Annotated in this window: 21 protein-coding genes; 11 read left to right on the top strand and 10 right to left on the bottom strand. The window is 45.7% G+C overall.

The features are described 5' to 3' along the window. Positions 1-49: 49 nt before the first annotated feature. Positions 50-1,198, top strand: a complete 1,149-nt coding sequence (locus C2759_RS03290; RefSeq protein WP_215356260.1) for a mandelate racemase/muconate lactonizing enzyme family protein — start codon at positions 50-52, stop codon at positions 1,196-1,198. On the opposite strand, the gene C2759_RS03295 is transcribed toward C2759_RS03290, so the two are convergent. After that, positions 1,185-2,120 (bottom strand): 3-hydroxyacyl-CoA dehydrogenase family protein, encoded by a 936-nt coding sequence (locus C2759_RS03295; protein ID WP_215356261.1) that lies wholly within the window; start codon positions 2,118-2,120, stop codon positions 1,185-1,187. The genes C2759_RS03290 and C2759_RS03295 overlap by 14 nt on opposite strands. A 144-nt stretch (positions 2,121-2,264) precedes the next feature. Between C2759_RS03295 and C2759_RS03300 the strand changes: the two genes are divergently transcribed. Genes C2759_RS03300 through C2759_RS03315 form a run of 4 tightly spaced genes read left to right on the top strand, consistent with a single transcriptional unit; the run spans position 2,265 to position 5,989 of the window. After that, a complete protein-coding gene (locus C2759_RS03300) occupies positions 2,265-3,197 on the top strand; it encodes an SMP-30/gluconolactonase/LRE family protein (protein WP_251367012.1) in 933 nt (310 codons plus the stop codon). 1 nt (position 3,198) lies between these two features. Further along, positions 3,199-3,933 carry a GntR family transcriptional regulator gene (locus C2759_RS03305; protein ID WP_215356262.1) on the top strand — a complete coding sequence of 245 codons (735 nt, stop codon included), beginning with the start codon at positions 3,199-3,201 and terminating at the stop codon, positions 3,931-3,933. A gap of 15 nt (positions 3,934-3,948) precedes the next feature. Next, a complete protein-coding gene (locus C2759_RS03310) occupies positions 3,949-4,998 on the top strand; it encodes an Ldh family oxidoreductase (RefSeq protein ID WP_215356263.1) in 1,050 nt (349 codons plus the stop codon). 19 nt (positions 4,999-5,017) lie between these two features. Beyond that, entirely contained in the window at positions 5,018-5,989 is a 972-nt protein-coding gene (locus C2759_RS03315) for a tripartite tricarboxylate transporter substrate binding protein (protein WP_215356264.1), read from the top strand. A gap of 52 nt (positions 5,990-6,041) precedes the next feature. Here the strand turns inward: C2759_RS03315 and C2759_RS03320 are convergent, their stop codons facing one another. Beyond that, complete coding sequence (locus C2759_RS03320; RefSeq protein WP_215356265.1) at positions 6,042-6,743, bottom strand: pirin family protein; 702 nt, start codon at positions 6,741-6,743, stop codon at positions 6,042-6,044. Positions 6,744-6,815: 72 nt separating this feature from the next. Between C2759_RS03320 and C2759_RS03325 the strand changes: the two genes are divergently transcribed. Together C2759_RS03325 and C2759_RS03330 are read left to right on the top strand one after the other, a co-directional pair. Further along, positions 6,816-8,222 (top strand): TAXI family TRAP transporter solute-binding subunit, encoded by a 1,407-nt coding sequence (locus tag C2759_RS03325; RefSeq protein WP_215356266.1) that lies wholly within the window; start codon positions 6,816-6,818, stop codon positions 8,220-8,222. A gap of 29 nt (positions 8,223-8,251) precedes the next feature. Then, on the top strand, positions 8,252-9,607 hold the full coding sequence (locus C2759_RS03330) for a DUF3422 domain-containing protein (protein ID WP_215356267.1): 1,356 nt from the start codon (positions 8,252-8,254) through the stop codon (positions 9,605-9,607). A 49-nt stretch (positions 9,608-9,656) separates the two neighbouring features. Here the strand turns inward: C2759_RS03330 and C2759_RS03335 are convergent, their stop codons facing one another. Together C2759_RS03335 and C2759_RS03340 are read right to left on the bottom strand one after the other, a co-directional pair. Then, positions 9,657-10,934 (bottom strand): NAD(P)/FAD-dependent oxidoreductase, encoded by a 1,278-nt coding sequence (locus tag C2759_RS03335; RefSeq protein ID WP_215356268.1) that lies wholly within the window; start codon positions 10,932-10,934, stop codon positions 9,657-9,659. Positions 10,935-10,943: 9 nt separating this feature from the next. Further along, complete coding sequence (locus C2759_RS03340; protein WP_215356269.1) at positions 10,944-11,273, bottom strand: c-type cytochrome; 330 nt, start codon at positions 11,271-11,273, stop codon at positions 10,944-10,946. A gap of 183 nt (positions 11,274-11,456) precedes the next feature. On the opposite strand from C2759_RS03340, the gene C2759_RS03345 reads away from it, so the two are divergent. From C2759_RS03345 to C2759_RS03355, 3 genes are read left to right on the top strand one after another with little or no spacing between them, the layout of a single operon-like run. Next, positions 11,457-13,178, top strand: a complete 1,722-nt coding sequence (locus C2759_RS03345; protein ID WP_215356270.1) for a glycosyltransferase family 39 protein — start codon at positions 11,457-11,459, stop codon at positions 13,176-13,178. Beyond that, positions 13,169-14,431, top strand: coding sequence for an exo-alpha-sialidase (locus C2759_RS03350; RefSeq protein ID WP_251367013.1), 1,263 nt, complete (start codon positions 13,169-13,171; stop codon positions 14,429-14,431). The genes C2759_RS03345 and C2759_RS03350 overlap by 10 nt, the downstream gene beginning before the upstream one ends. Further along, complete coding sequence (locus C2759_RS03355) at positions 14,428-15,051, top strand: hypothetical protein (RefSeq protein ID WP_251367014.1); 624 nt, start codon at positions 14,428-14,430, stop codon at positions 15,049-15,051. Before C2759_RS03350 ends, C2759_RS03355 begins: the two co-directional genes overlap by 4 nt. A gap of 94 nt (positions 15,052-15,145) precedes the next feature. Here the strand turns inward: C2759_RS03355 and C2759_RS03360 are convergent, their stop codons facing one another. Genes C2759_RS03360 through fabI form a run of 6 tightly spaced genes read right to left on the bottom strand, consistent with a single transcriptional unit; the run spans position 15,146 to position 21,484 of the window. Beyond that, a complete protein-coding gene (locus tag C2759_RS03360) occupies positions 15,146-16,138 on the bottom strand; it encodes a tripartite tricarboxylate transporter substrate binding protein (RefSeq protein ID WP_215356271.1) in 993 nt (330 codons plus the stop codon). A 59-nt stretch (positions 16,139-16,197) separates the two neighbouring features. Next, the gene (locus C2759_RS03365; RefSeq protein ID WP_215356272.1) at positions 16,198-17,043 is read right to left on the bottom strand and encodes a CoA ester lyase; all 846 of its coding nucleotides are present in this window, start codon (positions 17,041-17,043) and stop codon (positions 16,198-16,200) included. A gap of 32 nt (positions 17,044-17,075) precedes the next feature. After that, positions 17,076-18,446: an MmgE/PrpD family protein gene (locus tag C2759_RS03370; RefSeq protein ID WP_215356273.1), complete on the bottom strand. Its 1,371-nt coding sequence runs from the start codon at positions 18,444-18,446 to the stop codon at positions 17,076-17,078. Between the two features lie 14 nt (positions 18,447-18,460). Further along, positions 18,461-19,345 carry a MaoC family dehydratase N-terminal domain-containing protein gene (locus tag C2759_RS03375; RefSeq protein WP_215356274.1) on the bottom strand — a complete coding sequence of 295 codons (885 nt, stop codon included), beginning with the start codon at positions 19,343-19,345 and terminating at the stop codon, positions 18,461-18,463. Between the two features lie 31 nt (positions 19,346-19,376). Then, positions 19,377-20,702 carry a chromate efflux transporter gene (gene chrA, locus C2759_RS03380; RefSeq protein WP_215356275.1) on the bottom strand — a complete coding sequence of 442 codons (1,326 nt, stop codon included), beginning with the start codon at positions 20,700-20,702 and terminating at the stop codon, positions 19,377-19,379. Then, positions 20,699-21,484, bottom strand: coding sequence for an enoyl-ACP reductase FabI (gene fabI, locus C2759_RS03385; protein ID WP_215356276.1), 786 nt, complete (start codon positions 21,482-21,484; stop codon positions 20,699-20,701). The genes chrA and fabI overlap by 4 nt, the downstream gene beginning before the upstream one ends. A 50-nt stretch (positions 21,485-21,534) precedes the next feature. On the opposite strand from fabI, the gene C2759_RS03390 reads away from it, so the two are divergent. Beyond that, on the top strand, positions 21,535-23,406 hold the full coding sequence (locus tag C2759_RS03390; protein WP_215356277.1) for an extracellular solute-binding protein: 1,872 nt from the start codon (positions 21,535-21,537) through the stop codon (positions 23,404-23,406). Positions 23,407-23,412: the final 6 nt, after the last annotated feature.

Genomic DNA, 23,412 nt, shown 5'->3' on the forward strand with positions numbered 1-23,412 from the left:
ATTATTTTTAAAATAAAAACTGTTTTGTTAAAGCTGATAAAGCAAAAAAATGAAAATCACGTGCGCTGAAATCTATCCCTTATCCATCCCCCTGATCGAGCCTATCAAGATGTCTCGTGAGATGGTGGTTGATGCAAAAACGGTGCTGCTCTGCCTAACGGACGACAAGGGTCGACAGGGCTGGGGTGAGGCCTCAGTCGCACCTTTGATGACTGGGGAAAGCTTGGATAGTCTCGTCGGTAGCATTAAGTACTTAGTTGAATATGCATTGCCAATAGATTGGAGCGAGCCAACCGAATTTGCAAGTGTTTTTAATCGAATTTTATATGCCAATGCATCAGCAAAATCTTGTCTAGAGATGGCGTTGTTGGATTTATTTACGCAAGAGCGATCCATCCCTTTATGGCGATATCTGCGTCGTGATAGTGGTTTCTTGGTAGATGATGCCGTACCTGCGCCCATACCCTTGCTCAGAATGTTGGGCGGCTCATTGGACAAAGAGCTTAGCGATGCCAAGGCGTTCCGTGAGCTTGGATTTAAGCACTGGAAAATTAAAATCGGCTCACTCTCGCTTGATGAGGATTTGCATAGGGTGAAAGTGCTGTGTGACGCCTTGGAGGGCGATGTTATTTCTGTTGATGCAAACTGCGCCCTCACCTTGACAGATGCGCTACGATTTTGCCAGTCAGAGTCAGTAAGCAAATTAACGTTTGCAGAACAGTTGATTTCTGCAGAGCTGCCCATTGCAGATTTTGTATTACTCAACAAGAGCTCATCTATTCCAATCGGATTGGATGAGTCTGTCCATGGTCTAGCTGAGTTAGAACAATTAATTGAGGCTAAGGCATTGAGTGGAGCAAGCTTGAAGCTCATTAAAACGGGCGGAGTAATGCAAGCGTTTGAATGTGCACGGCTACTAGAACGGCATAAACTCTCACTCAATTTAGCGTGCAAGATTGCGGAGACTTCTTTGTCGGCGGCGGCGACTGCATCTCTAGGATTTGCAATGGGTAAAGTCAATTGGGGTTTTAGCATGTCAAATCAGTATTTGAAGTTTGATATCTGTGACACACCACTGATAGCCAAGCAGGGAAGCTTTGATGTGAGCCAACTAGCACCCAGCGGCATTGGTATAACTCCAAATATTGATCGAGTAAAGGAAGCCATTGCTAATGGGTATACGGCTATTCAATATTAAGTACATCGAAGGCAGCTTTCAATCTCCTGGAGTAGGAGTCTGAAACTTGCTGTATTTCTACTGGAGTCCACTTTCTGAAACCTTCACCAGATTTCATTCCTGTTTTTCCTTCGCTCATCAGTTGCAATACCTTCGGGGGTAGGGTGGTGATGTTGGAGAGCGAGGGGTAAATCTCTTTTGCAGCATTTGCCATCCCATCCCATCCAGAGATTTCTTTTTGCGTCATTGGACCAACGGCAGCATATCGAAAGCCAAAGCTGTAACGGACGGCATCATCAATATCCTCAGGGCTTGCAATGCCCTCTTGGACAAGCGATAGGGCTTCACGCATGAGCGCGTGTTGAATGCGGTTTGCCAAAAAACCGGGAATATCTTTTTTTACTAAAACCGGTTTTTTGCCTATGCTTTTGTACAGGCTACAAGCTTGTTCTGCAAATACCAGTTCCGTTTTCTCTCCCATGACTACCTCTACTAGAGGTACAACTTCAGCAGGCATAAAGTAGTGTGCCCCCATCATTCGATTGGCAGTTTTAAGTCCAGAAGCAATTTTGCTGATTGGAAATCCTGAGCTATTGCTACCTATAGGGATGTGCGCTGGAACACGTTCATCAAGGTATTGGAATATCTCTTGCTTTAGAGCAAGGTTTTCTGCCACAGTTTCGATGACCCAGTCACACCCAATCCAGTTGGACCAGTTCTCAAGAACTTCAGTTTTCTGTTCGGCCTTGATTGCGTCTTGGCTCTGGCTTGCATACGTCCCAATAACCCCAATTTTCTGAGCGAGGGTCAGTGCTTTATCAAGGCAAGCATCCGCTTTGCCCTTACTTCTGCCCAAAATGACAACGGGAATACTTTGCGCAAGGAACCCTGCGGCAATACCTGCAGCCATGATTCCGGTACCAATTACGGCAACATAGTTCATAGGAAGCCTTACTTATACGGTTAAGTTTTAATAAATTGAAATCATCATAAGCTTATATCTACAGTACATTATCATCAATTATGTTTTAATTGTGAATCATTTAAATAAACCTATCCGTATAACTAAAAAGAGGAGCAATCTACTATGACGATGCACAACCCATTTCAGCCCGTAGAGAAAATTAAGGCAGAAGTCTTTATGTCAATGCCTGGGAAGTTTAGAAAGAAGTCTCGCACAGCTTGGTCCGACCCAAACCGTCAAAACGCTGAAGTAGAGTGCTTTTTAGAGGGGCCTTCTTTTGACCGTGAGGGTAATTTATGGTTTCTGGATATCCCTTTTGGCCGTGTTTTCAGAATTACGCCGAAGGGTGATTGGGATTTGGTAACTCAATTTGATGGTTGGCCTAATGGACTGAAGTTCCACAAAGATGGCCGTGCTTTTATTTGTGACTACAAGCTAGGCTTATTAGCCCTCGATCCTAAAACTGGAAAAGTGGAAACAATCCTGGGGTCTATGTATAGCGAAAACTTCAAGGGCTTGAATGATTTGCACTTTGCCTCCAATGGCGATCTGTACTTTACTGATCAGGGTCAAACTGGAATTGCAGACCCAACAGGTAGGGTGTTTAGATTGCGTGCGAATGGCCAACTAGATCGTTTGGCTATTAATGTGCCGAGCCCTAATGGCATCACCATAAATACCCAAGAAAAACATGTATTCGTTGCGGCAACAAGATCTCAGCAAATTTGGCGTTTACCACTAATGGCTGATGGTTCTGTTTCCAAAACGGGCGTTGCTATTCAATTAACGGGTGGCGTTGCTGGACCTGATGGTATCGAGATGGACTCTGAAAATGGTTTACTCGTTTGCCACTTAGGCGTTGGTATCTGGAGGTTCGATAGCAATATGCTCCCAACGCATTTGATTTACTCAGATAACCCACACCATCACCACTTAGCAAACATGTGTTTTGGTGGTGAGGATGGTAGGGATTTATACATTACCGAATCGCTATCAGGCGATATCTTGAAGGCGCGACTACCTGTGGCTGGCAAAAAAATGTTTGGTCTCTCCTAAGTTGAAAGAATCTCTACCGCTCTATAAGACCTTAGCAAATGCCCTGGCTCAGCGTATTTATGAGGGTGATTGGGCGGTAGGATCTCACTTGCCGTCTGAGGCGGTACTTTGTAACAGCTTCAAAGCAAGTCGCCATACCTTAAGACATGCTCTTCAAACCTTGGAGCGGGATGGCATGGTATTGCGTCGTCAAGGAGCGCCAACCCAGGTGATCTCAAGACAGAAGGTAAGAAGGTTTACCCAAAGCTTTAATTCCCCTGTTGATATTTTGAGTTATCCAAGAAATACCTATCGACACAATACTATTGAAGAATTTATTGAACTCGACAAACCGCTAAGCGAAATGATTGGCGGTGCAGTCGGATCCTCTTGGTATCACATTGGAGGCATTCGAAAGCAGCGGGATACCGAGGAGGTGATTGCTTGGACTGATATTTATATTCTTCCCCAATTCGCATCCCTGACATCGGAGCCTGAGCATAGCCAAGTAATGGTATTCGAGCAGATCGAGAAAAAGTATGGGACTCGAATTGATCGAGCTGAGGTAGATGTATACGCCATTGGTGTGTCTTTCGATATTGCAAAGAAGCTTGGGTTAAAAGTGAATGACCCCTGTTTAGTCATTGTTAGACGTTACTTTGATAATCAGGATAAGCTTTTTGAGGTAACCTTTACTTACCATCCTCATAATAAATACACTTATAAGATGGAATTTAAGAGTGATGTTGGAAATTAGATCACAAGAATAAACATGAAATATTTATCTATAGCTAAGGCTGAGGCTTTTATTGCACAAGCATTGCATGCCAATCAAGTACCTTTGGTGGATGCCAAGCTTGTTGCCGAGCTGATGATCAAGTCAGACCTCGTTGGTGCTGATGGCCACGGAATTTTCAGACTACCCGCTTACATTAAAAGGATCCGGGCTGGCGGTATTAATTTAAGCCCTCATATTCAGATTGAGCGCGAGCAGGGTGCAACTGCTTTAATCAATGGGGATAATGCTTTAGGTCATTTAGTGATGAATAAAGCGGTTGATGTCGCAATAGAAAAAGTGAAGCAACATAGTGTTTGTTGGGTTGGTAGTCATTATGGAAATCATTCTGGCGCAGCATCGGTATATGTGAGAAAGCTAGCCGAACAAGGATATATCGGCATCTATATGGCGGTCGGAAATGCCAATCACATGGCACCATGGGGAGGCATTGATTTATTGTTGTCCACCAATCCGATTGCTATTGCAGTTCCTTCAGGCGACAAGCCGATCGTGCTATTGGATATTGCAACCACAGTTGCTGCCTACGGTAAGGTAAAGCTTGCCGCTCAAAAGGGTGAATCTATTCCCGACACTTGGATGATTGATCGACAGGGCCAGCCAATTACAGATCCACAAAAATCAAGCGAGGGATCATTGCTTCCCATCGGCGGTTATAAAGGATATGGTTTGGCTGTCATGATTGGCCTTCTTGCAGGAGCACTCAATAATGCTGCAGTTGGTAAAGGCACGATTGACTTTAATGCACACCATGATTTAATTACCAACACTGGTCAAACAATCATTGCGGTTGATCCAAGTGCTTTTGGAGATAAGGAGCAGTTTGTTGCCCGAGTAATTGCTTTGGTTGATGATTTGAAGGCCTCTTCGAAATTGCCGGGCGTGAGTCAAATTCGGGTGCCCGGAGATGGTGCTGCAAAAGTGATGGCGGAGAGACTTTCGCTTGGCATTCCGATTTCAAGTGAATTACAGGAGTCTTTAAATAACTGCGCCAAAGAGTGTGGGATTGACGTATTAGATTTATAACTTACCGGAGGAGACAGCAATGATTAAAAAATCAATTAAAAAAATAGTGTTAAGTTCTTTAGTATTGCCACTAGTTTTGGGAACGGCGTTTGCGTCATACCCAGATAAGCCAATCAAGATGTTGGTTGGATATGCGCCAGGAAGCTCAACCGATATCGTCGGGAGAATGGTGGCGAATGAACTCAGTATTGCCTTGAAGCAATCGGTGATTGTGGAAAATAGAGGTGGTGCTGCAGGTAGCTTGGCAGCCGATGCGGTTGCTAAAAGCGCTCCAGATGGTTACACCGTTTTATTTGCGCAAAATGGCTTGGCAATTAATGTAGCTGCAAACCCAAGACTTCCTTTCAATGGTCAAAAGGATTTGTTACCCGTTGTCGGAGTAGCTGCTACCCCGCATATTTTGATTGTGAACAATAACTCCAAGGCTAAAAATGTAGCTGATTTAATCGCCATGCTCCGAGCTGAGCCGGGTAAGATGAGCTTTGGTTCTTCAGGTATTGGTAACTCTGACCACATGGCTGGAGAGCTGTTCTTGGCAACTACTGGTACCCAGGCAATTCATATTCCGTATAAAGGTGGATCACCAGCTGCTACTGATTTAGTGGGTGGGCAAATTGACTTTTACTTTGCTGGTATGCCAGTTGGATTGCCGCTCTACAAAGGTGGCAAGGTAAACGCACTTGCTGTGACTAGTAAGAATCGCTTTAGTGGCGTTCCTGACTTGGTTACGATGCAAGAGGCTGGCGTGAAGGGTTATGAAATGGCTTTGTGGCAAGGTATGTTTGTGCCTGCTGGTACTCCGCCCGCAATTATCAACACTTTAAGCACAACTATTTTGAAGATTCTCGATACTCCAGAAATGAAGGAGCGTTTTGTGAAGGCGGGCGTGCAAATTGCACCGATGACTACTCAGCAATTTACAGATTTATATGTCTCTGATATTGCAAGATGGAAAGTAGTGATTGAAAAAGCAAAAATTAAGCTAGATTAATTTAAGCTAGCTCAATTGCAAGGGTATTGACATCAGTCGATACCCTTTTTTATTAACTACTGAGATCAAATACCAATACCTCAGTATCTTTACCGTCACCAATAAGTAGGCTACTTTCATTTTCGATTAGCAGTGCATCTCCACTCGATAGAAGTGTGTCGTTGACATGCAGAGAGCCTCTTATAAGATGCACATAGGCCTTGCGTTGTATATCGAGATCCAATTTTTGGGACTGGTGCCCATCAAAAAGACCAGCATATACCCGAGCGTCCGCATGAATTTTGACAGCATTTCCCAATCCATCTGGCGATGCAATTAAGCAGAGCTTGTTTTGCTTTTCTGATAGTGGAATAGATTTTTGCTCATAACTTGGTGGGATCTCCGTGACGTTAGGCTCTATCCAAATTTGTAAGAAATGTGTAGTCTGATCCTTGGCATGATTGAACTCACTATGGGTGACCCCAGTTCCGGCGCTCATACGCTGAACATCACCAGGTGGAATACCTTTGATATTTCCCATGCTGTCCTCGTGCGCCAATTCACCAGATAAAACATAGCTGATGATTTCCATATTGCGGTGGCCATGTTTGCCAAAACCCATGCCTGCGGCTACCCGATCTTCATTAATAACCCTTAAATTACCCCAAGCCATAAATCGGGGGTCGTGATAACCGGCAAAAGAGAAGGAATGGAAGCTTTTAAGCCAGCCATGATCGGCATAGCCACGGTCTTGAGCTTTTCGGAGGGTTTGCATGGGCAGAGTCTTTTCTGAAGGGCAATAAGCACATTATCATTAGCTTTTTACATATTTGCTGATTGGCCTTCCATGGGAAGTATCAAACAAGACATTAAAGAAACCTATCTGGGGCTATATGAGACTGCTCAGGAAAAGTGCAGTGATTTTTCTCAGTTCCTGAGAGAGGCTTGGCCTATTTTAGCCGTTCTTTTGGTGGTCTTGCTCGGAGTTTGGTGGTACGCCGATCCTCCACCACCAAGACATGTAGTGATGGCTACTGGTCAGCCAGGGGGTTCCTACGATGCTTTAGGAAAAAAGTACGCCGCTTTTTTTGATAAAAAAGGTATTACTCTCGAATTACTTCCGACAAAGGGGGCCGAGGAAAATGTAGCGCATCTAGTTGATCGCGAGGATCCAGTTCAGGCTGCTTTTGTACAAGCAGGCGCATTTAATCCTCATGAGGTTACTGGGGTTGAATCCCTTGGCACTGTTTCGTATGACCCAATTTGGTTGTTTTATCGTGGACCAGAGATTAAGGTGGATGATTTTCAGGCCATTAAAGCTCGCGCTAGTTTCTTTTTAAACTCCAGAATGTCGGTTGGTTTAAAGGGAAGCGGAACTTATGCTCAAGCAATGCATATCCTGAAAGCCAATGGCTTTGAGGAGGGGTCTCATTTTTTAAATCTCTCTAGCACTCATTCAGTTGAAGCTTTGCAAAAAGGTGAGATCGATGCGGCGTTCATTGTGGATGCTTACGAGGCTCCAAATGTCCAGAAATTGCTAAAGGATCCCAACTTACATTTAGTTGCCTTTGATCGAGCTGAGGCGTATGTACGATTGCTACCATACATGCAAATACTGAATGTCCCTGCAGGTGCATTTAGCTTAACAAGGAACTTTCCTCCAAGAGATATTAAGTTGATGGCTTCAACTACCAATTTACTGATTGATGACAGAATGCATCCCGCACTTCAATTTTTATTTTTAGAGGCTGCACGCGAGATCAACGGTAAAGCAAGCTTTTTTGCGGAGCAGGGCGAATTCCCATCCTTTAAAAGTACAGGACTCATACAAAGTCCCGTAGCTTTGCATTATGAAAAAAATGGCTCGCCATTATTGATGCTCTATTTCCCTTTTTGGTTGGCGGAACTAATCAATCGCTTGATTTTTGTATTACTGCCATTTTGTGCTGTGGCATATCCTGTCTTACTGACTTTGCCGGGCTATCGTAATAAGCGCATGAAGCGAAAAATCGATAAGTTGTATGGCACTCTTAAGAACTACGAGCGAGAACTCACTGAAAACTTTCTGCCGGAAGTGAAAGATGAATATCTAAAGAAGTTAGATTTACTGGAGTATCAGGCATTACAGTTAGAAGTCTTCCAAAGTATGTCTAGTGATTATTATGCCTTGCGTGCCAGCATAGACTATGTCCGTAACTGCCTTAATCGGGGTGTGCATCCATATCAATCTCAGGAGAGTGCTGTTGGCGTATAGTTTGAGCACAGTCATCTAAATCAAGCCCTATGAAACCTTACGATCATCCCGCTCGAAAACAATTGCACGAAGAGGTACATGCACGTCCACCTATTGCGCTTTGGCCAAATGAAAGAGTGCTATCGCAATCCTTTTTGCTTGATGCAAGTTCTCGTCAGACTCAAATCGAATGGATTCAAAAGCTTAGCGTTGCCTTAGGCATTCCAAATGATCAGCAGCAGGATCACTCTTTTAAGATGTTGACTTTGGCGCCTGAGCCACAGAGGGTGTTAATTAAATGGGAGTTGCATGGTGAGTTTGCAACCATTGCTGCCATTACTCATAATCCCATCAAAATTACTGGACCTTTACTGGAGTCCCGTCTCGCTCTAGAAAAGAGTTTAGATGTATTGCTTCAAAGCTTAGGTTGCCCAACCATTGTTGAGGCTGGTGGCGAAAGAATTTCTGCATTAGATCTCGCATTTGAGCATCGCTCCCTGTTTACAGAGGCCCAAGAGGTATCCTCTATCTTTAGCGGGAATACTGTATTAGGCAGCTTCATCTTATCCAGCAAAAAGGCTCAGTTATGGACGGACTTGCGTTTAGATGAAGATGGCTTTATCTCTTACTTTATTCCGCATGATATTTTGGGCTCACGTCAGGCTGGTCGTGTAGCGCGTGCAATTGCTGAAGCTGAAACTTATCGTATGGCAGCCATGATCGCCTTCCCAGTAGCGAAGAGCCTTTCGATGCCACTCAGAACTGCAGAGTCGGAATTAGCGGATTTATCTAAAAGTATTTCTCACATACAAACTGAGCCAGGGGTGCATACCGAAAAAGATGGTCAGTTTTTAGGTGAGCTCTCTAATCTAGCCTCACGAGCCGAGCAATGGATCTCTGGATATGGATTGCGTTTTACCGCATCCGAGGCTTACAGCCAATTGCTGAATAAAAACTTATATGAGCTAGCAGAATCTCCGATTCCCGGCGTGCAGTCCCTTTCAGAGTTTATGGATCGACGTTTTCAGCCGGCGATGGGAACTTGTATTTGGACTCAGCGTAGATTAAAAGAATTATCTGATCGAATTTCGAGGACAACTCAAACTTTGAGAACGCGTATTGAATTTGTGAATGAAGAGCAGACGCAAAAATTACTGGCTAGCATGGATCAGAGAGCAAGACTGCAATTGCGTTTGCAGGAGATGGTTGAGAGTTTATCCGTTCTGGTGTTGACTTACTATGCAGTGAGTTTGCTGGCCTATATGGCTAAGGGTGGTAAAGAGGCTGGCCTTGCCATTCATCCAGAAATTATTGCCGCCATAGCCGCCCCAGTAGTAGCGATTACTTTCTTGTTCATCAGCAAGCGAAGACGCAAACGAATTATTGAGATGGGTAAATCGCTGTAGACATTAAAAAAGAGGCCGAGGCCTCTTTTTTAATGAGCATAAATACGTTTTAACCCAAGCTATCTGCCCAGATATTATGAGCCCAGCCCCAAGCATAAATACCCTCAAGAATAGACGGTGCAGGTGATAAACCTCCAGAACCCGGAACGGTCTTGAATGTTTTTTCGGCGGCATTGTATTGATGAACACTAGCAACGTGTACTACTTCTCGTTTATTGACGAAGCTATAGCAGGTGTTTGTTAGAACTGGCGCTGGATTAATTTCCCAACCATTTAACTCTGCAACGATTGCAGCTGCTGCAACTTTGGCATGTTGATTGGCCATGTGACCAGATTTGGGCATCAATGGTGCAATCTGAATTGCATCACCTAGTACGTGAATATCTTTACGTGCTGTTGATTCAAAGTTGAGGAAGTTGACATTCGCCCAGCGACCATTGGAATTGGCTAATCCAGTTTTAATGGCAATTTCACCAGCAGCCATTTGAGGTAAGACGTTTAATACATCAGCCTTCACATCATCCTCAACTTCGAGTTTGAGTGTTTTGGTTTTCGCATCAACTCCAACTACATTACTCTTCGGACGGTATTCAATCATGCCAGCGTATTGCTCTGCCCAAACCTTCTTGAACAAACCTCCTTTGGAAACCACATCTTGGTTCGCATCCAAAATCAATACCTTGCCCTTAGGATTATGTTGCTGCAGATAGTTTGCTACCTGACACGCACGCTCATAGGGTCCAGGAGGGCAGCGATAAGGGGCCTCTGGAATGCTAATTGCAAAGGTGCCGCCCTCACGCATTGCAGCGATTTGCTTATGTAAGGCAACAGTCTCTGGACCGGCTTTCCAGGCTTGTAGTGTTACGCCATCTTTATTGGCTTGTGCAAGACCTTCAACACTTTTGAAGTTCATTGAGACACCAGGAGACACAATGGCTTTGTCGTAGCGCAAAGTTTTGCCAGAAGCGAGCGTCACTGTCTTCTTATCTGGATCAATGCTGCTGACGCTATCTTGAATAATCTTGATGCCATGGCGCTTACTCAGGGTGTCATACGGTGAAGTAATTTCAGCGATCGTACGCGAGCCACCGATGACCAAGTTAGACATTGGGCAAGAGATAAAAGAAGTATTGGGCTCAATCAGAGTTACTCTGGCGGTGTTATTGGAGAAGAGTCGTAAATATTTAGCGGCGGTAGCGCCACCATATCCACCACCAATGACCAAGATTTCTGCTTTTTGTAAGTTAGCTGCTTTAGTTTGGCTTGAGAGACCTGCAAGCAAACCTACTGCTGCAGCGCTCTGACCAATAAAATGTCGACGATCCATAGCGCCTCCTTATTGTTTCTTGCCAAGTTGATTGGCAATAGTAGTGAGTTGTTCGTCGGAATAGCCTTTAGCTAGCTGAGGCATGATGGTGCCTTCTAATGCTCCAGACTTGTAGGCCTTTAATTTCTCCAGCATTTGCGCGCTAGTGAGATTGTTAATTAGTGGCATGCCACCATCCACAACGCCTTTACCATCTGTGCCGTGGCAATTGGCGCAGGTAGCAGCAAGTCCACGTTTATAGAGTTGATCAGCGGTTTGGGCGAAGCTGAGTCCGCTCCACTGGCTTAGCCCAATGAGGGCACTAGTCACCAAAATAGGCTTTAAATACTTCACTTGCATGGGGATGATCTCCGTCGTACATACAACTGTTCTTAGAATGCTACTAATAGACTCTATCTTAATCAGATGGGGATTGGATTGGTGGTTTTACTTAGATTGATTTTCAATAAGCTCAGAACCAAAAATGGGGGTATTGGCCTTGTCAGTTTTAGCATTCCACTCTAAGACCTATAAACTAGCAATATGCGAGGCTCATTCACCTACCAAAATGCCATTTTTATCCTACTTCTAGGTGTATTTACCTATCTATATGGTTTAGATAGTCGCTTTGCTCCGAAGAATGGCGATGAATACCCCTATATGCATATCGTCCGCATGACGGCCGATACAGGTGCTTGGTTACCTCTGCAATCGGAGATGGATGGCATTAAAAATACGAAGCCTCCTTTGGTATTTTGGGAGGGTATTGCCAGTACTAGCTGGGGAAGCGACTGGACACTCTTCGCACTACGTTGGCCTAGTGTTGTCTATACCGGCCTAACCGCACTTTTCTTATTTTTAGCTGTATCTCGCTTTAGCGGAAGAAGGCAGACTGGCTTACTGGCGGCTTTAGTATGGCTCTCCTTTTTTGCAACTTACCGCTATGGCCGCCCGTTCTTAACAGATCCCCCCGAAGTATTTTGGCTCAGCCTGCCCTTCTTTGCGCTGTTGTATTGGGGTAGGGTTGCTTTTGAATCAAAGCTTGTATTTCCTGTATTGGCGGGCGCCTCTTTTGGCATGGCCTTGCTGTCAAAGTCTTTCGCCTACATTGTTCCCGCTACATTTGCTTTAGGTTTGTTCTATTGGCGCTGGCGTGAATGGAGTATCCCCAAGGTTTTATTGCGAGATCTTTACAAAGTCCTATTGATTGCCGTTTTAGCTTTGGGCGTATTTGCACTTTGGTTTGTACTGGATCCTTTCCCTGAAGCAGTTTGGAAAGAATTTGTTTTGGGTGAGAACGCCGGCAAGTTTCAAGCGCGTAGCTCTAACTATTTATTGGATTTAGTTCGGGGCGGCGATAGTCTTTGGATGCTGGCTTTAACGACATTAGCTAATGCAGGACTGTTTACCTTTGTGTTGATTTCTGCATTGATGCAATGTTGGCGAGAGCGACGTTTCCTATCTCTTGAAGAGAGCCTTTTGCTGCTATTGGTCTTAGCCTTTTTTATTGTGTTTAGTTTGCCAAGTCAGCGCTCTGGACGATATCTACTTCCAGTAATGCCAGCGTTTGCTGCTGTGATCGCAATATTTTGGGATCGATTGCCTATATGGGGATTTCGGATTGCCTTGCTACTGCAGTTGCTATTACTTGCCGCACTTGTTTGGGTAGGCGGTAATTTACAACTGTCAAACTTCCTAGGTCAGCCCGGTATTTGGAGTTATTCCTTGTGGCATTGGGTTTTTATGGGAGCTGCGATAGCCCTAGTATTGCTTGGTATATTTAATCGACAACGTAGTAAGGCAATCGCTCTAGCTGGCTGCTTTCTTTGTTATTGCGCACTCACTAGTGGCTTATCACCTCTTGAGGGCACCTTGGGTCGTTACTCGCAAGCGACCATTCAGGGTCTTGTCGGAAAAGATGTTTGGGTTCCTTGCGACTATCGCGCTAAGGATGAAGAGTATCGACTCTTGTTACCCGGGGCAATACTGCATGGCTATTTTGCAAAGGATGCCAATCAAATTGACTTACTGACTAAAAATTACCCATTGGTAGCGGTGCAGTCGGCGATTGGTGTGGAGCCTGCGCTGTGTGATTCTTGCAGGATAGTGGGTAAACGAATGGAGATGCGAGCGCGCCATTCTGATGCAGAAATTCAGGCGATACTCAAGGGTCAGATTGGAGAACACCTGTTTGTGAATGAATATTTAATTGCTACTCCTACAATCATTGGATTGCCCCTAGTTGGTAAGGATGCATGTCGATGAGTCGTGTGATTGCCTTCTGTTTTTTATTGTTGGCCTCGGTGCTGGGTTATCTCCATATTGACAGTCGCCCAGTATGGTCACCGTTTGCAAGCGATTACCCAATCAATAATGCTAACCAACATGAAGATGCATCTGAGGTCACTGAGAATCCTGCGCCAGTAAAGACGCTGAAAAATCCTGCGCCAGTAAAGTCACTAAGATCCGTTCAGCCTAGCCTTCTGACAGACTGGTTGCCTGATACTGGAGATCCTTCAGTGCATGCCGCGTCTTTAATTGCGCTCAAGGATGGCACGGTGAGGGCATTCTGGTTTGCAGGTACCCGAGAAGGTGCTCCCGACGTAGCCATCTACACTTCTGTTTTTGATTCGAAGGCATCTCGATGGAGCACCCCAACAGTTGTGGTGGATCGCGTTAGTGCTGAAAAAGGCTTGTCTCGTTACATCGCCAAATTAGGCAATCCTGTTCCAGCCAGAATGGCCGATGGCCGTATGCAATTATTTTTCGTAACGGTTTCTATTGGGGGTTGGGCAGGCAGTTCAATCTCTGCAATGATTTCAGATGATGAGGGTTTAACTTGGGATCGGCCTACGCGCCTAATCAGCTCCCCACTGATTAATCTCAGCACCTTGGTCAAGTCACCAGCCATGCCATTTGTGGATGGGCGCTTGGGTTTACCTGCCTATCACGAGTGGATTGGCCGCTTTGGCGAGTTTCTAAGAATTGATGCAAGCCAGGTAATTGATAAGCGACGCATGAGTTCGGGTAGAGGCGCAATTCAGCCGGTAGTTTTTGCTGATGGCCAGCAAGAAGCAGAAGCTTTCTTTCGTCAAACTCGACCCAGTTCCCAGCCAAAGCAAATCCCTGTAAGTCAAACCAAGGATGCTGGACAATCTTGGTCAGTAACAAAAGATCTTGAGATTCCAAATCCTAATTCCGCGCTGGCTGCACTCACTTTAGCCAATGGCACGAGATTGATGGTCTTGAATAATATTGAGACAGCACGCTATCGATTGGTGATGGTAATGCGTGAGCCAAACTCCCTTCAATGGCGAGTAGTGCAGGTACTAGAGGATGATGAATCTTTGCTCAATGATCAGCATCGTGAATTTTCCTACCCGTATTTAATTTCTACTAATGGTGAAGATGCTCATCTTACTTACACTTGGAATAGAAAAAAGATTAAGCATGTTTATTTTCCAGCTGTCTGGTTTAAGCATGCCGTCAGTAGTCTTAAAGAAAAGGAAGCGCAATGATGACTCCTTATTTACAACTAATCGCTCTATTAGAGATGTCGCTTACCTGTGCGGTAGTGCTCATTATTCTCTCGCAAAAACTATCTTCAAAAGAGATTCCATTTGTGATTCGTCTGCTCGCAGCTGTCTTACTGGTAAATCTATTTTTCTGGCCACTCGGAATGTCGCTTGAGTTGCCTTTATCTGCCTATGTTCGTGGGGTGACTGGTGAGCTCAGTATTGTGACAATGCTATTGCTTTGGAGCTCCGTCCTTCCTGATGCCAAAAAGACGCCACTGGGATTTAAAGTACCGGTGGCATTGATTGCGATTGTGTTTTATCCCTTAGCGTTAGGTCTTGGGATGCTCGATCCCTATGCTTGGGGTTATGGCTCTATCGGGCTTTTAATCGCCATTATCTTCTTTGCCATACTGTGCGGCCTTGCTGCCTGGACTAAGGGCGTGTGGATCCTGTCTATTGCGATTATTGCGTGGGTAGCTCATTGGCATGAATCTGCAAATCTTTGGGACTATCTTTTAGATCCCTTCTTGGCTATTTGGGCTCTGCTAGCAATCCCGAATGCGATATATCAGAAGCGTCGCGAGAGAGCCCAGTCAGGCTATCTGTTTAGTGCGGGCTAAGGGGTGAGTTAGTGCATCAGTAGATCGGTTACTTTTAGGTAACAAAAAAGCCAGCAGAAATTTGCTGGCTTTTTTGTTTACCGCTATTCCGGAATTAATCTGGAATATTGGCTTTACGAATGACTGGACCCCAAACGTTGATTTCTTTATCAAGGTGGTCCTTGAGGCCATTGGCGGATACTTTATCCATTGATACGATATCAATGTTGGCATCATCCAATCGCTTCTTCACATCCGGATTATTCAATGCTTTCTTGAGTGCAGCATTGATTTTGTCCAGAACTGGTTTTGGAGTACCTTTTGGAGCATACACACCGTGCCATACTTTTACTTCAAAGCCTTTGAGACCTTGTTCGTTCAAAGTAGGAACGTTAGGAATGGCAGGTAAACGCTTCATTGTGGTTGTACCAAATGCCTTCACACGACCATCCTTAATGTAAGGAATGGTTTGTGTTGTCTGGTCGCACAAGAGGTCAACTTGACCGCCTAAGAGGTCAGTCAAAGCAGGGCCAGTTCCTTTGTAAGGGATGTTGGTCAAGCGAACGCCCATACGACTTTGAAATAATAGACCGCAGAGCTGTGACACAGCGCCTGGACCGGCATTTGCCATAGTTACTTTTGATCCGTTCGCTCTAATGTAAGCTTCCAGCTCTTTAAAGTTGTTTGCTGGCAAATCTTTTTTACCGAGCAATACCATTGGTACGTCAGCAACTTGGCCGATGTACTCAAAGCTAGTCATTGGGTCATACGGCAGTTTGTCGTACAAGGCTTGTGCAGTAGCCATACCCATGTGATGAATGTAGATCGTGTAACCATCTGGTGCTGCGCGTGCGACCTTAGTGGAAGCAATCGTGCCACCTGCACCAGGGACGTTCTCAACTACCACTGTCTGACCTAAAGACTGGCCCATTGGCACCGCAATTAAACGTGCGATTGAATCAGTCGGTCCGCCGGCTGCAAAAGGAACAACCAAGGAAATAGATTTCGTTGGCCAATCTTTTTGGGCGGATGCAATATTGCTGCCCAATAAAGTGCTGGCGCTGACAACTGCAGCAATTCCAGCAAAGAGGGTTTTCTTTAATTTCATTTAAGTCTCCGTTATTGTTTGATGCTTACTAATTTTGCCACTATTAAATGCTATCGGCTTTAGGGTTTACCAGCAATCGCTAGAGTTCTTTGGGCCAGCAGAACAACTGGACGGTCAATCATGCGGCCATCTAATTTCACTGCACCTCCTTTGGATGCCTTGTCTGCCTCGATAACGCGATGAGCCCAAGACACTTCTGCAGCAGTAGGCATAAAGGAATCCTTCACTAGGGAAACCTGTTTAGGGTGTATGCACAGCTTGCCACCAAAGCCCATTCTTTTGGCACGCTCCGCATCTTCCGTAATGCGCTCAATATTGTCAGTAGAGGGAGTAACCCCGTCTATTGGAGGGGCAATTTGGGCTAAGCGTGAGGCCAACACAATCTGAAAGCGTGCAGTTTGTAGTTCAGTTTCTGGTGCATCACAAACCATCCCTAGATCTGCTTGTAGATCGATATTGCCTAATGCTAGGCGCAATACTTGTTCAGAGTTTGCGATTTCATTTAGGCGATCAAGACCGATGGCAGTCTCAATCATCGGAATGATGGCTGTGTTTGGAAGCATTTGTGCTGCACCATTAATTTGATCGAGTGACTCACTTTTTGGAATGAGTAAGCAAGCTACATCTAACTCTTGAACCAAAATCAGGTCTGCCGCATAAAAATGACTGCCAGGAGAATTTGAGCGAATAATCAGACGCTTTTTTTGTTCTGCGGTAAATGAAGGCCAATCAGCACGTATTGCAGCACGGGCAGATTCCTTGTCTTCCTGGGCAACCGCATCTTCTAAATCGATGATGACGCCATCAGCACCACTATCGAGTGCTTTAATAAATCGCTCTGGACGCGTTCCTGGAACGAATAAGAAAGTGCTGCTAAAGCCGATAGGTGTATCAAGTGGATTCATGTATGTGGCTTTATAAAATATGAGGCAGAGATTTAGGAGATCAGCATGCCTATCTTGGACTGCTTGCGGATATTCCACAAGCGCTCAATAGCAGCGCTCATCTCAGTGGGACTTGCGCCGCCACTAAATGCAGCAAGGCGCATAGCCTTATCGGTAATTTCAGCGCGGCTGAGAGTATTGCCAGGATCACCTTTGGGTTCGTCAACGCGACCTTCTAAAACCTCGCCACTATTTAAATAGACTTTGACTTTGCCAATCCAGCGTTGAGGATAGGCGCCATCCACTTCGGGATCCAGAATCATCGTGACGCGATCACGGAATGCGCAAATGGCTTGATCATGAAAGTGTTGATCAAATTCTTGTAGGCCTGCAAATTGATAGTGAGCAATTAAGGCTAATACAGTCCCCATAGAGAACTTAGATTGGTGCACAGTCGCAGGATCAGTCACTGGGCCAAGCACATCAATTGCACCCTGATGAACTAAGGTTTCTACTTTAGCGATATCGCTAGGCTTGAGGTGATGTGTCAGCATCACTTGTAACAATGCATCTGCGGCAGGGTGAGTATGACGACATGAGGCATGATATTTAAAGCTCGTCTCAGCTATAGTCCAGCGACTACCCAATCGATCAATCAGCTTGCTAGGATCTGCATCACTCGACATGCCAGCTGCTAAACCTTGCTTGCCTTCCAAAATATGTTCGGCACCCGTAAACCCAGATTGCGCTAGGTAAGCTGACATCAAGCCAGTAGAGGCAGCGTGCGCAGTATGCAGTTGCTTAGAGTCAGCGGCATCGCGCAGAAATTCCCAAAGGCCGGCCGATTGCGTTCCTGCTGAACCAAAGGCGTGCAGCATTTGTGTTGGGTTTAGTTTGAGTAGATGACCTACTGCAGCGGCAGCAGCCAAGGTGCCTGCAGTACCAGTGGTATGAAATGTTTTGTAGTGTGATCGACCTAAAAATTCACCAACCCGAATACCGACTTCATAGCCTGCAACGGCGGCTACCAAAAGATCTTCACCTGATGCACCAATCGTTTGCGCCGTTGCTAATGCTGCAGGAAATACTATTGTGCCTGGATGAAAGACGGAGCCATTGTGAACATCATCTTGCTCTGCTACATGTGAAGCTGCTGCATTTGCAAGTGCTGCCAAGAAAGGGCTTGAGCTCTGACGATTAATCAGAATTTCAGCAGAACCAGGATTAGCGGTATTAAAGCCGCCCATGTTTTGCGCAAACTGCGTCATCGTTTCTACTGGGCGCGATCCTTTACCAGCAATCGCAGAGCCGAACCAATCGACTAGTAAATCTTCGGTGCGCGCAATTACCTCTTGAGGAATATCGCCAATCTTTAATTCAGAGGCAAATGTAGCTAAGGCTTTAGATAAGTGTGAAGTAGTCATTCAGTCAATATTTCCTAAGCTAAAACTGCAGTGGCTTGCATGGTGAGCCAGCCTTCGTGATCCTCGGCCCAAATGGAGATCGTTTTTCCAGAAGTATCTCTCTCCAAATCAGGCTTGGCACTGACCTTAAATAAATTGATATCAAAAGTAGGGCGTATGGCGCGGAACTCAAAGCTCTTGAGCGTGCAGCCTGGAATACTTTGGCGTACAAGATCCACTAGCAAAGTGGCAATTAATGGCCCATGAACAATTAAGCCAGGATAACCCTCTACTTCAGTAACGTATTTGCGATCGTAATGTATGCGATGGCCATTAAATGTTAGTGCTGAGTAGCGGAATAACAAAACATCATCAGGGGTAATTGTTTTAGACCATGTCGCTCCAGTAGGGGCTGGTGTTGGTGCAACTGGCTTATCGTCTGGTCCGGGAGCATCGCGATACACAATGTCATGCTCTTCAACTAAGGCCAAGCCATTTTGATTAGAGATAGTATGTTTGACCAATACAAAGATAAGATCACCAGTGCGACCCGCTTTGTGTGTAACGGATTCAATTCTAGAGACGCGTTCGATTTCATCGTCAACTGCCAGAGGCGCTAACCATTCAACTCGACTACCGGCCCACATGCGACGCGGCAATGGTACGGGGGGCAAAAAGCCACCACGCTTTGGGTGACCATCAAGGCCAATTTCGGATTGAAGAGCGCAAGGTAAAAAATAGAGCCAATGCCATAACTCTGGCAGAAAGGTTCCTGCAACGGGCGCAACGTCAGGTCGATCGAGCGTTGCTGATAAAGCTCTGACAGGTGCCGCAGTGATAATGTCTTGAAGGGTCTCAGTTTTACCGAGCCATTCCTGGAGATGAGTAATAGTTTGGGGTTCGATTCGCATAAGTTCCATTATGCCAATTTCAGCCCCTAATAAAGTCGACTTAGATCAATAAACTGGCTAACAAATAGCTCAGTAAGCCGGCTAGAGCAGAGCCAGTTAATACACTAATCACCCCTTTTTGAAACTGAAAGAGTGCCACAGCTGCAAGCAGGGCAATCACCATCGAAATCCATGAGATTGAACCTCCAAGGCCATGCGGAAAAAAGACGTGATACGCAAAGAACAAGCCCAGATTGGCGATGACGCCAACTACTGCTGCAGAGATTGCTGTGAGGGGCGCAGTAAAGCTCAGCTTGCCATGTGTAGATTCAATCAGTGGACCACCGACTAGCACCAGGAAAAAAGACGGTAAAAAAGTAAACCAGGTAGCTACGCAAGCACCAAGCACCCCAAACCAAAATGGATTGCTATTACCAATCAGATGCTGAATATGGCCGGCGAGGTAACCAACAAAAGCCACCACCATGATGAGTGGTCCTGGAGTAGTTTCTCCGAGCGCTAAACCATCCATCATCTGACCTGCACTGAGCCATTGAAATTGATCTACTGCGCCTTGGTAGACATAGGGTAGAACTGCGTATGCACCACCAAAGGTGAGGAAGGCGGCTTTAGTGAAGAACCAAGCAATTTGCGGGTAGAGTGTTTTCCAGCCAAAGATTAGTACCAAGGAAATAAACGGAATTAGCCAGAGCGCAAGAACAACCGAGCCATGCAATGCCAGTTTCTTTTTAGAGAACTTAGCGTGGTCTGGAGTAGGGGTGTGATCATCAATCATTGCGGGAGCGTGCACCTCTGTTGATTTATCGTGGGCTGCAATTTGCTGAAAATATTCTGGGTAGCGTCTACCGCCCCAAACGCCCATCAAGGCAGCACAAACAACAATCAGTGGAAATGCAAGGTTAAGAACAAAGATCGCCAGGAAAGATCCGAGCGCGATCATACGCAGCGCTTGATTGTGAATCGTGCGCTTACCAATCCGCACTGCGGCATGGAGGATGATTGCGGTGACGGCGGGTTTGATGCCAAAAAAGATTGCGGCAATCCAAGGAACTTGTCCAAAGGTAAGGTAGACCCAAGATAGTCCGATCAATATCAATAGTGAGGGTAGTACAAAGAGGGTGCCTGCGATAACACCACCCCAAGTGCGGTGCATTAGCCAGCCGATGTAAGTGACTAACTGCTGGGCTTCAGGTCCCGGCAGTAACATGCAATAGTTGAGCGCATGTAAAAAACGCCGCTCTGAAATCCAGCGACGCTTTTCAACTAGCTCTTGATGAAGGACTGCGATTTGTCCTGCGGGCCCACCAAAACTAATAAAGCCCAGTTTGGCCCAAAACTTCAGGGCCTCGCGCAGTGGAACGCTCAAACTTCGTCCATGCCACCAACCACTTGGCTAAAGCCGTTATCGACATAAATGATTTCAGCAGTGATGCCGTTTGCTAAATCAGATAGTAAGAAGGCAGCAGTGTTACCGACATCATCAATCGTGACATTGCGACGCATTGGAGCAGTTTGTTCAACTGCTTCCAAAATCTTGCCAAAGCCTTTAATGCCGGCGGCAGCCAACGTTTTAATTGGGCCAGCAGAGATTCCGTTAGCGCGAATGCCTTTAGGTCCAACCGAGCCGGCGATATAGCGTACCGAGGCTTCAAGTGAGGCCTTAGCAAGCCCCATGGTGTTGTAGTTAGGAACGTTGCGTAAGCTGCCGAGGTAAGTCAGCGTCAATAAAGAAGATTTGTCACGCAACATGGGTAGAGCTTCTTTTGCCATCGCTGGGAAGCTGTAAGCAGAGATGTCGTGAGCTATTTTGAAGCCTTCACGAGAGAGACCTTCTAAAAAGTCGCCAGCAATGGCTTCACGTGGTGCAAAGCCAATCGCATGAACAAAACCATCAAACTGCGGCCAAGTCTTAGCTAAATCCTTAAAAAGGGCGGAAATTTGCTCATCGCTACCAACGTCGCAGTCAAAAATCAGTTCGGTATTGAATTCTTTAGCAAAATCGACAATACGATCCTTAAAGCGCTCTCCAACGTAGGTAAAGGCCAGTTCAGCCCCTTCGCGATGGCATGCCTTGGCAATACCGTAGGCAATAGAGCGGTTAGAAAGAAGGCCGGTAATCAGAATTTTTTTGCCAGCGAGAAAGCCCATATTGTGTCCTTTGCTTCAAATGTGATTTGCTATCTACAATTGTTGCATATATGCCCATGCTCCCCGCCATCCGCCAAATCCCCAATTTGCTACTCTTAGCCCTTCTGGCTGGGGTGGCGCTTAATTCGGCTCATGGCGCGCAGGGGATTGCTCAATACGGTAAGCCCAAATACGCTGATGGATTTAGCCATTTTGATTACGTCAATCCTCAGGTGCCTAGGGGTGGTACCTTAACTTTGCCTAACCCCGATCGTCGCACTAGCTTTGATAAGTTCAATCCATTTACGCTGCGTGGCGTGACAGCCCCTGGTATCGCTCAACTGATGTTCGAGTCTTTGGCGGTGGGTAGTGCAGATGAGGTCTCTAGTGCCTATGGTCTGATTGCTGAAGATATTGCAGTGGCGCCTGACAAGATGTCAGTGGTATTTCGGATTCGACCTGAGGCAAAGTTTTCAGATGGCAATGCGATTTTGGCCGGTGACGTAAAGCATAGCTTTGATACCTTGATGAGCTCACTTGCCAATCCACAATTTAAAACGGTGTATGCCGATGTGAAGCAAGCAGTAGTTGTCTCGGACCGCGTGATCCGCTTTGACTTTAAGAATCGCAATCCTGAATTACCAGTGATGGTGGGTACCGTACCGGTGTTCTCTCGCAACTGGGGTAAGAAGCCCGATGGCAGTATTACCCCATTTGATAAGTTGACCTTTGAGCACCCAATAGCCAGTGGACCGTATGTGATTGAGTCTTATAAAGCTGGCAAGACCATGATCTTTAAACGTAACCCCAATTACTGGGCCGATCAAGGCGCTAAGCCACTCAATGTCCGTGTTGGTTTTTATAACTTTGATCGCGTGAACTACAAGCTCTATAGTGATGATGCCGTTCGTCTTGAGGCTTTTAAGGCCGGGGAGTTTGATGCATTAGTGGAGTACCGTGCAAAGAATTGGGCTAAGAGTTATGTGGGTCCTAGATTTAATGATGGCACCTTAGAGAAGAAGGCGTTTCTCAATCACAATGGCGCTGGCATGCAAGGTTTTGCAATGAATGTACGTCGACCGATTTTTCAGGATCCACGGGTACGACAAGCCTTAGGGTACGCGCTTGACTTTGAGTGGTTAAATCGCCAACTCTTCTTTGAGCAATACAGTCGCATCAATAGCTACTTTACGAACAGTGATCTGAGTGCTAATTTCGATGGTCCTCGCAAGCCTACTGAAGCGGAGTTGAAATTACTCAAGCCTCTAAAAGCGCAATATCCTAAATGGGTGCCTGATGCTGTCTTCGATCCAATGCCTCCAGCACCCTCAACTGCTTCGCCAGATAGCTTGCGTCAGAACCTACGCAAAGCACGTGATTTATTGGCTCAGGCTGGTTGGCAATATCGTGATGGTGCATTACGGAATATGCAGGGTGAGCCTTTCCGATTTGAGATGGTCGAAGACGGCCCATTTTTCTTAAGAGTGATTTCATCTTACGTTCGTAATTTAGAGAAGCTGGGTATTGCGGTAGACATTCGGACTAGTGACTTTGCTTTGCATCAGAAGCGTATGGATGAATACGACTTTGATATGACTACCATTCGTTTTCCTGATTCACAAAGCCCAGGTAATGAATTATGGGATCGCTTTGGTAGTGAGGCCGCAAAAGAAAAAGGCTCTGACAATGTGATTGGGGTCCAGTCACCCGTAGTTGATGCTTTGGTAGATGCGATTGTGAAAGCTCAGACTCGCGAAGAGTTACGTGCAGCTACTAGAGCTTTAGACCGTGTTCTTTGGAATAGTTACTTCGTTATTCCTCAGTGGTACAACCCGACACATCGAATCGCGTATCGTAAGGAGATGCGCTATCCGGAGCCCCCCCTGTATTACACCGCTGAATCTTGGATTCCGCTCAATTGGTGGAAAGAGGGGGCGCGCTAATGCAAG

The organism is Polynucleobacter sp. MG-Unter2-18 (assembly GCF_018687675.1).
Classification (GTDB): domain Bacteria; phylum Pseudomonadota; class Gammaproteobacteria; order Burkholderiales; family Burkholderiaceae; genus Polynucleobacter.